This is a genomic window from Anabaena sp. WFMT (assembly GCF_051781005.1).
Lineage (GTDB): Bacteria > Cyanobacteriota > Cyanobacteriia > Cyanobacteriales > Nostocaceae > Anabaena.
In genome coordinates, this window is record NZ_JBPWOA010000054.1 from 43474 (window position 1) to 55207 (window position 11734).

Consider the following 11734-nt stretch of genomic DNA (forward strand, 5'->3'; position numbering starts at 1 on the left):
TTGAGAATCATGAGGTAATAGCAATGGCTTATAGCGATTTTAGCTTAACTAAGTTTAGGAATAATTTTCATATTACAATTAAGGAAGAAATTGATTTATTTGCTGCTGTAGAACCTATAGAACTCAGTGAAAAGTTAACCAGCACTTTGGAAGAAACTACAGAACTCGCATTAGCAATAAATACGGAAAAAGCACGCTCAGAAATGATTATTGCGCCAATTTTGTTAGAAGTTAGGCGTAAAGCTAATTATCAAATTAGTTTATTTTCTGGTACAGATTTTAATGTTGATATTGAGAAGGGTTTAAATGGTTATTGTGATTTTGTTATCAGTCGTTCTAAGGAACAGTTAACAATTAATGCTCCTATAGTAATTATTGTAGAAGCTAAAAATGAAAATATTAAGGGTAGTTTGGGTCAATGTGCAGCAGCAATGTTAGCAGCACAGTTGTTTAATGAACAGGAAGGTAATGAAATTAAAACTGTTTATGGTGCTGTGACAACTGGAGATATTTGGAAGTTTTTAAAGTTGGTAGGGGCAGAAATATTTATTGATTTGAACAATTATTATCAGAAATGTTGAATGTTGTTACAAAACTTTACATATTCAAGTATAGTAGTCTTATCAAGGGTGAGAATGTCAACATTTCATAATATCTTCCATCCAATGAACATAACTGATTTGTTGACACATACAAGCCTGAAGATAGCGGAATTTATCTAACATCTTTTCACCCCATTCTTTCGGAACAGATACAAGTTGTAAAATCAGATAAGCGATGAGACTAGCATAGATTTGAATAGCAATACCATTAACATTTTTGGTAATTAATCTATCCAGTTTTAAGTGCATCTTTAAAAATTTCCATAACAGTTCAACTCCCCACCGTAAACGATAAATATCTCTGATTTCATCATCTGTAACTGCTGCCTCTCCATCGGCAGGTAAATTCGTGACTAAGCGAAATTCAGTTTTCGTTTCTAAATCACAAAAATTAATTACCCTGTAAGCGGGAGCATCGGTCGATGAACCGATTTTGACTAATCCAGTTTCTGATTTAAATTCTAGTTTCCAATTATTCTTAATTCGCACTACAAAATATTTGTCTTTTTGCACTAACTCTTGCATAAAATTTAGCCCTGCAAATCCTCTATCCATTACCCCAACTGCATCTGGTGGTAAATTAGACATCATTGATGAACCGAATTTATAATCATGGTCATGACCAAAATTTATCAAATTATCTTCTGGACTGCCTGTTGACAGATTGAGGGAACTAAACAGTTTTACTTGATGATGACCTAGCACCCATAGTAACTTACTTGTCAATGTAATAATTGTTGAATCAATTGGACATATTGCATATTTATTATGTAACTTTTTGTGGACTTTATTCTGGACTAATTGATTTAATTGATGATAAATTTTCTGGAATACTTCTTGACTTCGATGAGTGTTGGCTTTGGAAAATGTGGAAATATCTACATCAAATCCTGTATTATTTAATCGTTTAAATAAATCCCGCATACTCGTTAAGCTATTATCCAGAGCATAAGCCAACCAACACTCAACAAAAAGACGGCTGTTCAAAACAGGATAATCATTTTTGGGTAGCCCTCCCAGGATATTTTTGACAATCTTGGGAAATGAGTTTATGATCATGGTTAATCAAAATATTTTAATCCTTCGCCCAAAATTTAACATATTTTGGGCTATTTTTATCAGGTTTTTCTTAACATTCAACACTTCTGAATTATTATATTAAGGAGTTAAACAAGATTTTAGGTATTTTGTGTCAAGGTGTTGAGGGTTGACAATAACACAGCCCAAAACAGTTGATATTACGTTTAAGAAAAATAACACTTCCCGCTTACTGAGAATAAAAAAGGGTAATTTTCGACTACTCACTAACTCCCCCTCAAGGAATTACCACTAACACCACATTGAAAGGCGATTTCGCGGAGCGCAGTGCTGATAGCGCAGCGTGGCGTAAGCCATAGGCGATCGCTAAATCCTTCACTTACGATGTCACGCTCGCCACTTTCTCCCCAAGGTGAGGGGATAAACCTTACTGTTAGCACTTTGTTAGTTAAATCACTTTACCAATGGTTATATATCGGTTATGATAATAACCAAAGCTCAAGAGGATACTTGGGATGTCATCGAATTATCACCTGAAACCAGAGGAAGTGAGACGTATCCGACGTTCACTTGGAGAGACTCAGGCGCAGTTTGCATCTCGATTAGAAGTGGATGCAGTAACTGTTGCTAGATGGGAGACCGGACAGAGAAAGTGTACTGGTCTGTATGCAAAAACGATATTGGCTTTAGATACTATGTCAACTAGAAAGGGATTACAAATGGAAGAGGACAATCAAGAGAATCTTATTAGGTCTGTAGAATTAGGTGAATTGTACAGTTTCTGTAGTAATACAGCTCCCCTACTCCAGTTCCTTTATAAAGAAGTCCCATTAGACTATCGTGAAGGGATTTTAAGAAAGTACCAAGAATGGTTTGAGGTGTGGGCATATAACAGCAGCTTTCTGGATGAAATTTGCAATAGGCGGTTAATTAGGGAGATTGGTTACTTTTTGCGCCCAGTTACTTCTGGCCCTATTAATCCAAATGCAACTGAATACTATGCAGTTCAAAAACTCGCTAACTCGTGCCAATCCATTTATGAGATAGCGCAAAATTTAGTTCCTAGTTATGAATTACTTCAAGCTAAAATCCCCATTGAGAGTCAAATTATCACTACAAGAGAGATGTTGCTTTTTATTAAACAGATTTTAGATGACCTACTCAAGCAACCTCTTTTAGATATTCAAAACAAAGGAGATGTTGTGCTTCTCAAGTTTTACAGATCTCTATTACAGTTTGTATGGGATGAAATGCACCAAGGTAAATGTTTACCAATACCCGCAACAGTATCCTCTGGCTTTGCCTCTATTTTATCAATTACACTTCGTGGCCCACTAACTATCTCAGTACCAGATATTTATGACCATAACGAACTAGAAGACATTAACAAAGTCACGAAGGATTCAATAAAAGGTCTGGAGAAGTCAATGTTATCCAAAGCTTTTGGTATCTCATTTCATTAATAATTATTAACTCACAGGTGAGATATTAGGGCAAAAGTATCAAAATTTGCACTCATGGAATTGAGTAAAGAATCATGTACAATTCTGCCCTAAAGAAATTATTTCTTCCCTACATCAGCCGGAATACTGCAATTTCCCTTCATCAATTGAAATTCTAAAGGGATTAGCTTAAAGTTAACTGACCCTCCGCAACTGGATGCTGCAATTACCCATATTGCGAATAGAGCTACGATTCCTCCAGTAGCAATGATAGGTAAAGCTTGAGCGTAAGTTTTACCCAAAATGCTGTAGGCATTTGCAACAGGTTTGTTCATTACCTTATCATGAGACTGAATGTTAACAATCGAATTGGCTTTATCTGTCATATTGTTACTTCATAATTTATGTAGAAATAGAGAGCGAGTCTATCCGTTTTTCAGGCTCCCCGACTTGCTCTAATTATTTATGTACCGTTGACATCTGCTAGAGGAACGGGAATCAACTAATTCACTGTTCCAGAAGACAATCAAACCGTTAAACATATATAATTCACTCAAAAATTGTGAATTATTGAGTTGGAAGCAATTTAGTCACTTTAAATAGATATACATCTATTTATCACCAACTTTTTTGGTTGTATTACCATCCCTGTAATCTTCCCACCTAATTCTTAATTTAGCCCAACCCATTCCTAGCAAACACCGAGTGGTTCTGAGATGAAAAACTAATCCTGAACATCCAGATTTTATCCAATTTCTCTGTAACTCTTCTAGGTCACTGCGCCAGTCTTCTGGAAGTTTTTTTCCAATCCAAACAGGTAATTTAAGTTTTCTTGTAGATGATTGATTCTCGCTAAAAAAATCCTTGATTGCTTCATCAAATTCAACGTTGGCATTTTGTAAACTTTCTCTTGAATCCTGGAAAATTTTGATAGCTTTTTTTATATCCTGCTGAGTTTGTAAAAGAATGCTGCCATCAATATCTTTACAATCATTATTGAACGCAACCTGAAGTTGTATCTCATAGATTTTTTCTATCTTGTTTAAAGCTTGATTAATACCTTGGTTTTTCTGCTCTACAAATCTTTCTATAAAAGGTTTGATTTGTTGTTTGCAACACAATCCAATTACAAACAAGATTATTAGTAATAATCTTGGAAAGACCCATAGTATGAGCCACAGTATGAATAATACTGGTAACAGCACTATTTGAAATATTATTGGGAGTTTGGGGACTTGTTTCAAAAAATTATTCAAGTATTCCATACTACACCCCCTCTACTCCCAATTGATTAGGTAGTAGTTGTACAAAATTCAATTGTTCAATAAAAACTGGTTTCCATCCAGCAAGATGGGCGCGGTATTCCTGAGTTTCTCTAAGTACCTGTTCCCCTAAACCAGTAATTTCGTAATATTTGCGTCGCGCACCACCTGATTCTGGGTCTGTTTCTTCACCCCAACGAGATTTAACTAAACCTTTTTTTTCCATCCGATGGAGTGTGGGGTACAGGCTACCAAATCCTATCTGGCGCTTACCATCACTAGCTTCGTTAATGGCGTTCATAACTTGCAGTCCGTATAGTTCTTTGCCACGCAACACTGTCAGCAGGTCTTCTTCAAGAGCTGACAGGGTGATTAACTCTTCATTTTTTTTAGCCATGAATTATTTGCTAGTGGATGATATATGTAATAACGATGTATTTTACAAATTTGATATACCGGATGTCAAGTGCTGGTAAAAAATTATTTGGATAGAGGGACTTAGGCTTAGGCATCCACCTAATGTCTGCGACGCTATATTTACATAGAATGAGGTGCGATTCGTTGGTAGCCGAATCACGGTGCGACTTAAAGGATAAGCTTTCCGAACCCAAAGCCTAACTAGCTTCTGTCTTTTTCATAGCGCGATAGCTAAAGGCTTAAGCTTCTCTAAGAGACGCTACGCGAACGCTTATCGCAAAGCTCAAAACTCTTATTTAGTCATGGACTCACGGCAACTTTATCCTTTAATTTTCGGTTAACCTAAGCAGGCAAGTCACCCTCCTGACCCGGCTACCTCAACGAGCCGCACGCAATCTTTTCCTTTAAGTCACAGTCCCCCTCAAGTGATCGCCTCCGGCGGGCGGGCGTTCTGCCATCGCCCCCAACACCACCATAAGGAGCGATCGCTAAATCCCCCACTCGTGATAAACATCCAGCTTACTGACAACAATAAAGCTCACAACTATTAATATTACGTTCAAAAATAAAAACCACTCACCCTTATTGAGAATAAAAAAGGGCAATTTTCGACTACTCATTATCTCCCCCACTTGTGATAATTAACTCCCCCCCTTGTGATAATTGATTTTCATGAAACCCTTACTCAATAAAGCTTTAACCCCCTAACCACCAAAATCACCTAAAAATTGCACATTATATAGATATGGCCGAAAAAAAACTACTCAAAACGGGGTTGTATGCTAGTCAGAACATCTATTCCAGCCCTGCGGGGACTACTCACCTGGTTTTGAGTGCGCTGCCATGAAACGTCAATACACCACCAAACGCAATCCTTGTCCTATCTGTGGCAACCATCACGGTTGCGCTATTCGCCCAGATAACTTAATTGAGTGCCTACGGAGTTTCAGCCAACATGATGCCCCGGCTGGTTATCGCTTTATCAAGCCCCTGCGTAACGATATGGGCGGTTTATTTGTTCTAGATAACCAAAATGCTCAAAACCAGGATAAGCCTCTGTATTCGCCTCAAAAACGGGCTGATAGTAGACAAACAAACAAGGGGTTGAGTATTGAGGAACGCGATTGCATTCTGCACTGCGCGGAGCGCAATCGCCAAAACCGATTACTTTTAAACTCCACAGTGAGTAGTTTGGGTACTCAACATTTCTCCCATCTCCAAGAACAACGACAGTTGACTACTCAAGAAATTAACTGGCTCAAAGACTTAGGCTGGGTGAGAAGCTGGGAACCTGGAGCTTATTCCCCTGCGGGTGTAACGTCGGCTCTTACGGGTATTTCACCTGAAGGTAAACTATTGGGGAGAGAAGGAATAGCGATCGCAGCCCTTGACCCCAATTTTCAAATCACCGGCTTTCAAATTGCCACCTTGCGAACTCAACCCAAATACATTTGGTTGAGTAGTGCCTACCAAGGAGGAAGCGGACCCCAATTACCAAATGGCGAACTACCTCTGTTTTGCTGGAAACATCCAAACGCCAAAAAGGTGAAAGTAGTAATTCTCTGCGAAGGCGCACTCAAATCTCTACTCACCGCCGTGTTTTTGTGGCGTTCTGGGCAAACTGACATTGCCGTCATTGGTACAGCAGTTGCAGCACGCTATGGTCACAAAACTCTGAAAGATTACCTCAAGCGGTTACGTCCCCAAGAAATTCGGCTGATGCCTGATGCTGGTGCAATACTCAATCCCCACATTGCTCAAGCTAATGAAGATACTCTACAACAGTGCCGTAAATGGAGATATTCTCTATCTGTGGGTGACTGGGGACAACTGGAAACCAAAGAGCAATTAGACATTGACGAATTACTGGCCGTAGGTCGGCAAGATGAGATTAAACTAATTAGCACTGCTGCTTACCTGAATCGCCATCATATCCATCAGCAAATCAGAAAACTACTCAAACAAGGTTCATTCCAGTTGGTGCAGGATAAGTTGATTACCCTAAAACCCGCTACCAACTCTACAGAGAATCTAGATTTAATTCAGCAGTATGCAAAAGGCGTTGAATACTGCCGTAAAGGTGGATATCAGGTAGTGGTGAGTTGGCATAATGAAACAATTTCACCAGAAGAGTTTTTTGCTGGATGTTCAGAACAAGTACAAAAATCCCTTGCTCAAATAGACCGAGAATGGGGAATGCTCTACAACCTCAAGCTCTGGTTTGGACGGATTATGGAGCGTTATCGTCCCAAGAAAGGTTTTGGTCAACAAAATTCGGGAGTATCCGGTGGGTTAAATGAACCACAGAGACACAGAGAACACGGAGAGAAAAAAGATAAGGTTGAGAGGTTTGACGCAGCCTCACAAGGTGATGGTGTTGTCAAGAGTGATTTTTCTGTCTCATCCCGTGGGTTAAATACTGATCATGATGGTTTGGGTGGGAGAACCACAAATAGGGGAATAGAGAATAGGGAAGACGGAAAAACAAAACTTTCCACAGATGGGGAAGTTATCAAAAATCAACTAAACCCAATATCACAACCTGATGAAAAACAACTGCTTTCAGAAGATGAGCAAGGTTTATCCTCACCCATTGCACCATGCAAGGTGATTGAGTACAAACCTGGGAAGTTCCCCAAATATGGCAATTTACAACAGCCACCAAAAATTATCTTCAAAAAAGGCCAGCGTTTGCAAGTGTACGCTGAAGCTATTGCAGCCGGTTGGAAACACATTTTAGATAAAAGTCCCACTGGTACATTTAAAAGCCATGATGCAGGAACAGCTTTACCAAAAGCATTGGGAGTAGAAAAGTTATGGTACTTTACCAGTCATGCTCGCAATGTCAGTACAGAAACAATTGAGCGCAATTATGAATATCTGGATGTACGTAATTCAGGTATGGTTTGGGATACTACCCCAAATGGTAAACGTTACCTAAGATGGCCTAAGCAGGGAGAAACACCAGATACAAAAGGTAATTGTCATCGCAGTCAAATTTTTAATGTTTTACGCAGCAAGAATTTAGACTCTATTGAAGGTGCAGAAAATCCTATCTGCGCTACTTGTCACTTATTAGAAGCTTGTCGTGGTGTTGCTGGAGCAGGTTTTGGACATCGGTATTTGAGAAAAGAGACTTTCAAGAGCGATCGCATTCGTTGTCATCCCGACAGCGCACCCCAACCAGAAGATTTCGACTGGTCAACTAGCGGTATTTTCTGGGATGAAGTTATGCAGACGGTACAACCAGTTAATACTATCACTGCCAATTTACGGGACATTGATCAAGTAATGGCAGAGTTAATGACTAATTCTCCTGAAATCAGTCTGCAATTACAACCAATGTGGGCAGTTTTAAGAGAATGTATAACAGGAGATGTTCAACAACCTTACTACGGTTGGAATGATTCTGGTGTCCGAGGAATGTTGGGTAAACCACCAGAAAATTTAGATGAAATCATTACAGAAGTAATGCAGATTTTACAACCAGATTTATTACCGATTTTTAACTCTACCAGTAGGTATGGAGTAGATTTAAGTGATTTACCCAAAAAAGTGCGAAAACAGTTTGGTAATCCTATTTCTGAATTAGTGGATAAAATTCAAACAGAGATAGTAGTTAACTGGTTTGTACCATTTTTACAAGTTTGGGGTAGAATAATTCCCGGTGCAATTCGGATTGATAATGGTAAGCTCAGTGTGACAACTCGTAACCCACGTCATAGTGCGATTGCCTCCGGCACGTCTTTAACGAACGCCAAATCAACAAAATGGAATGTTTACTTAGATGCTACTACCAAACCTGAGTATGTAGCTTGGTGGTTTGATATTGAACCAGAAGCAATTTTAACTGTAGAGCAAGAAATAAGCAAACCCAATAATTTACAAATTATCCAAATTACTGGATTAGGACAAGTTTCTAAAAATCGTTCTTCCTACTGTCAAGAAAGAGTCAGCGCACTGCGAGAAGAATTATTGTCTCGTCATAGTGATATTAAATTTATTGACTTTGTAAAATGCTGTGAAAATGAAGATGGTGGTTGGTTTAGAGACAGTCGCGGTTCTAACGATTTCCAAGAAATTACAGCTTTAGCTACTTTTGGGATTCCCTATCAGAATATCGGGCATTTAGAAACCTTATATCTGACTTTAAAACCTAGAAAAGATAATAAGTTAGTTAGTTCAACAATAAATCAAGATTTACAAAAATTTATTGATTGGGTTACGCAATCTGAAATTATCCAAGCTATTGGCCGATTAAGAGTAAATAATCGTTGGGAATCAGAGCTTTATTTTTATTTTTGTGCTGATTACGATTTGAGCTTTTTAGAACATGAAATCAAATATACACAAGCAGCAGAGATGACAATTGAAGCTGGTTGTAAAGATGAGAAATCTTGGTGGAAAATTGAAAACGCAGTTAAAGACCTTTGGTTACAGGGACAAAAGATTACTCAACCAGTTGTAGCAGCAGTTTCTGGTATGAGTCAGGGTTATATTTCCAAATTAGTAACTGAGTTTGGAGGAGGTTGGAAACAATGGTTAAAAATATTCCTTTCTCTATTAAATAGTAATAATAGCAAAAGGAATAATTTGGATGATATGAGCGATGTTTTAAAAGAGGAATTGGAAATGACAGATATAGATTTTAGTCTGCAAGATTTAGAGATGAAATCTCATCAGGAAATAGTTAAAAAAGTGTTTGCAATAGATAAACATTTAGATGATGTTGATTGGCAGTATTTTTTAGATGAAATGCCAATTAAATCGCAGTCGAAGATTATCGCTGCTTTACTTTCAATATTGCCTAAATGTTGGTTTCAGGAATTGATAAAAGTTGATTCTCTGTTTCCTGGGTAGCATCCGAAATATGTAAGTTTATTTTTATCGTAAGTATTCAACCGTCAGCCAATCGCTACGCCACTTACTGATAGCTGATACTTACATATAATTGAACTGCAAAGGACGCACGTGCGTATTGCTAAAGCGTTTACGTAGTGTGCCGTAGGCATAAGCTCCGCTTTTCTTCTATGCTGGAGGCTTTTGCCCGTTGTTCCAAGCCTCCCGTTATAAGGGTGTAGTAAACTAAGGCAAGAGAGTTTTTGGTGTGGCTACGTTTATTTTTTTCAAAATTGGGATGCTCCCATTTTCTGTTTCCTAACCCAACAGATATAATAAGTGTATCTCTAACGAGTAGTGAAACTCACAAATAGGAATGATATGAGTCATTTTTTTAATGAACTGTTAACAGTTAAATATTTATAGGAATTCAGTTTGATTCCTATAGTGTTCACGTTCGTGAAGTGTGGTGTAAGCCATAATTTTCGTGAAGACAGGAAAGAAGGAATCAAGATGTACCTGGTTTCGCCAAAATTAAATAGGAGTCCTATATGTTAAATTACAATACATTACATTGTTTACCTTCTTCAGCAGAATTACCAGATTCAGACGATACCCCAGTGGATAACGAACTACAAATTTTAATTCCCAACTTATTATTAGCCATCCTAGTCAATATTTGGCAAAAGCGCGATGACTGGTTTTTTGGTATTAATATGGGAGTTTATTATGCAGGAAGTAAACCTGCCATAGTCCCAGATGCTTTTTTAAGTTTGGGAGTGGAACGCTTTGTTGGTGAAAATGGGCGTTCTAGTTATGTACTTTGGGAAGAAGATGGTATTCCCCCAATTTTAGCCTTAGAAATTGTTTCTCAAACTTACAATTACGAATATGAGCAAAAGAAATTAGACTATGCAGAATTAGGCATTTTATATTATGTCATTTATGCCCCTACACGCCTACGTCGAAAACGTCAACGTTTAGAAGTTTACCGCTTAGTCAATGGTGAATACATCCTTCAACCAGGGGATAAAATTTGGATGCCAGAGGTAGGTTTAGGTATTGGTAGGGAACAGGGAACTTATCAAGGTAGAACCAGGGAATGGTTATATTGGTATGACGAAAATGGTAACAGATATTCTACCCAAGAGGAAGAATTGCAAGCTCTTTTAGCTAGATTACAAGCAAGGGGAATTGACCCAAATACATTGTAAATTTTTGAATTATGACTGTTAATTGATAACCGTCAGTTTTGGAAACTTTTTATTAATCAATGTTTTGGATTTATTGATTAAGTCCTAAATTCTTTTAATCTCCTAACTCTTGTTCCTTTTTAAGTAATTGATTACTTTGATTATACTCCATTAACGCTATCAGTTTAAACTTTTCTATTTCTCCTTCTGTTAATTGATTTGTGGTAACTTGAAACTGAGCATAATTTGTTTTTCTAATAGCATTTAAAGCAACCTCGGTTTCAGAATATAAATGTTGCTTTCTTTTCAGTATTAAAATTTGCTCCTCTGTTGCTGTAACTTGTAGTGAAGCAGTAAATTCATCTGATTGATAAACCCTAATCTCTCCATCTTCACTATTTTCTATTAAACTTCCTTCGCTTATTAACCTTGCCATTATGAGAGGAATAACATATAATATAATGTCTTCTTCATATATTTCTGTTTTGTTTTCTTCTTGTTCATCTTCCAAAACTATAATCGAATCATAATTGATTTGAGTGAAATTATCTTGTCCATATTCCGTTGTTTTATTTCCAGTTAAATCATCTACGAACATTACTGCTGATTCAGGAACAAACTCTGGATTTCCTAACTGTATATCGTCTGGTTCAAATTCTATTAAAATAGATTCTTCCACAGTCCTTCCAGAGTTAAGACTAGCAATAATAGATGCCAGGGTTTTGATAGCATCGTTTTGTTCTTCAATGCTTACAGTTTCTGTGGCTGGAATTGATTCTAATTCATTGTAATCAACATATTCGAGAAGTTGGCTTAACATATAAGCAGTTTTAGCAGGGGAAATATCAGGTGATATTTTACTTGATTCTTCAGTGAGTATAGTTAAAGGATTAGTTGTCATAAATTTATGCCAATCAATTGAATAAAAACTAAATTGATTA

General features: G+C 37.5%; 9 protein-coding genes. 4 read left to right on the top strand and 5 right to left on the bottom strand.

The window, feature by feature from the left end; translation table 11 throughout:
- Positions 1-23: 23 nt before the first annotated feature.
- On the top strand, positions 24-581 hold the full coding sequence (locus tag ACSQ6I_RS26500) for a hypothetical protein (RefSeq protein ID WP_438893197.1): 558 nt from the start codon (positions 24-26) through the stop codon (positions 579-581).
- A gap of 57 nt (positions 582-638) precedes the next feature.
- Here ACSQ6I_RS26500 and ACSQ6I_RS26505 read toward each other — a convergent pair whose 3' ends face one another.
- Entirely contained in the window at positions 639-1661 is a 1023-nt protein-coding gene (locus tag ACSQ6I_RS26505) for an IS4 family transposase (protein WP_438893198.1), read from the bottom strand.
- A 494-nt stretch (positions 1662-2155) separates the two neighbouring features.
- On the opposite strand from ACSQ6I_RS26505, the gene ACSQ6I_RS26510 reads away from it, so the two are divergent.
- Positions 2156-3103 (top strand): helix-turn-helix domain-containing protein, encoded by a 948-nt coding sequence (locus tag ACSQ6I_RS26510; protein WP_015364286.1) that lies wholly within the window; start codon positions 2156-2158, stop codon positions 3101-3103.
- 98 nt (positions 3104-3201) lie between these two features.
- Here ACSQ6I_RS26510 and ACSQ6I_RS26515 read toward each other — a convergent pair whose 3' ends face one another.
- The 3 genes from ACSQ6I_RS26515 to ACSQ6I_RS26525 all read right to left on the bottom strand — a co-directional run bounded on the left by ACSQ6I_RS26515 (position 3202) and on the right by ACSQ6I_RS26525 (position 4741).
- Positions 3202-3468 (bottom strand): hypothetical protein, encoded by a 267-nt coding sequence (locus ACSQ6I_RS26515; protein ID WP_015364287.1) that lies wholly within the window; start codon positions 3466-3468, stop codon positions 3202-3204.
- Between the two features lie 225 nt (positions 3469-3693).
- Entirely contained in the window at positions 3694-4347 is a 654-nt protein-coding gene (locus ACSQ6I_RS26520; protein WP_015364288.1) for a hypothetical protein, read from the bottom strand.
- Position 4348: 1 nt separating this feature from the next.
- Entirely contained in the window at positions 4349-4741 is a 393-nt protein-coding gene (locus tag ACSQ6I_RS26525) for a PadR family transcriptional regulator (protein ID WP_015364289.1), read from the bottom strand.
- Between the two features lie 863 nt (positions 4742-5604).
- Here ACSQ6I_RS26525 and ACSQ6I_RS26530 point away from each other — a divergent pair.
- Positions 5605-9621: a hypothetical protein gene (locus ACSQ6I_RS26530; protein ID WP_438893199.1), complete on the top strand. Its 4017-nt coding sequence runs from the start codon at positions 5605-5607 to the stop codon at positions 9619-9621.
- Between the two features lie 530 nt (positions 9622-10151).
- Positions 10152-10814 (top strand): Uma2 family endonuclease, encoded by a 663-nt coding sequence (locus ACSQ6I_RS26535; RefSeq protein ID WP_438893200.1) that lies wholly within the window; start codon positions 10152-10154, stop codon positions 10812-10814.
- Positions 10815-10908: 94 nt separating this feature from the next.
- Here ACSQ6I_RS26535 and ACSQ6I_RS26540 read toward each other — a convergent pair whose 3' ends face one another.
- Positions 10909-11694 carry a hypothetical protein gene (locus tag ACSQ6I_RS26540; RefSeq protein ID WP_438893201.1) on the bottom strand — a complete coding sequence of 262 codons (786 nt, stop codon included), beginning with the start codon at positions 11692-11694 and terminating at the stop codon, positions 10909-10911.
- Between the last annotated feature and the right edge of the window lie 40 nt (positions 11695-11734).

What these genes read in the sequence shown, in the direction of transcription:
- ACSQ6I_RS26500 (WP_438893197.1), top strand. Translation starts at nt 24, where the DNA reads ATGGCTTATAGCGATTTTAGCTTAACTAAGTTTAGGAATAATTTTCAT.
- ACSQ6I_RS26505 (WP_438893198.1), bottom strand. Translation starts at nt 1,661, where the DNA reads ATGATCATAAACTCATTTCCCAAGATTGTCAAAAATATCCTGGGAGGG.
- ACSQ6I_RS26510 (WP_015364286.1), top strand. Translation starts at nt 2,156, where the DNA reads ATGTCATCGAATTATCACCTGAAACCAGAGGAAGTGAGACGTATCCGA.
- ACSQ6I_RS26515 (WP_015364287.1), bottom strand. Translation starts at nt 3,468, where the DNA reads ATGACAGATAAAGCCAATTCGATTGTTAACATTCAGTCTCATGATAAG.
- ACSQ6I_RS26520 (WP_015364288.1), bottom strand. Translation starts at nt 4,347, where the DNA reads ATGGAATACTTGAATAATTTTTTGAAACAAGTCCCCAAACTCCCAATA.
- ACSQ6I_RS26525 (WP_015364289.1), bottom strand. Translation starts at nt 4,741, where the DNA reads ATGGCTAAAAAAAATGAAGAGTTAATCACCCTGTCAGCTCTTGAAGAA.
- ACSQ6I_RS26530 (WP_438893199.1), top strand. Translation starts at nt 5,605, where the DNA reads ATGAAACGTCAATACACCACCAAACGCAATCCTTGTCCTATCTGTGGC.
- ACSQ6I_RS26535 (WP_438893200.1), top strand. Translation starts at nt 10,152, where the DNA reads ATGTTAAATTACAATACATTACATTGTTTACCTTCTTCAGCAGAATTA.
- ACSQ6I_RS26540 (WP_438893201.1), bottom strand. Translation starts at nt 11,694, where the DNA reads ATGACAACTAATCCTTTAACTATACTCACTGAAGAATCAAGTAAAATA.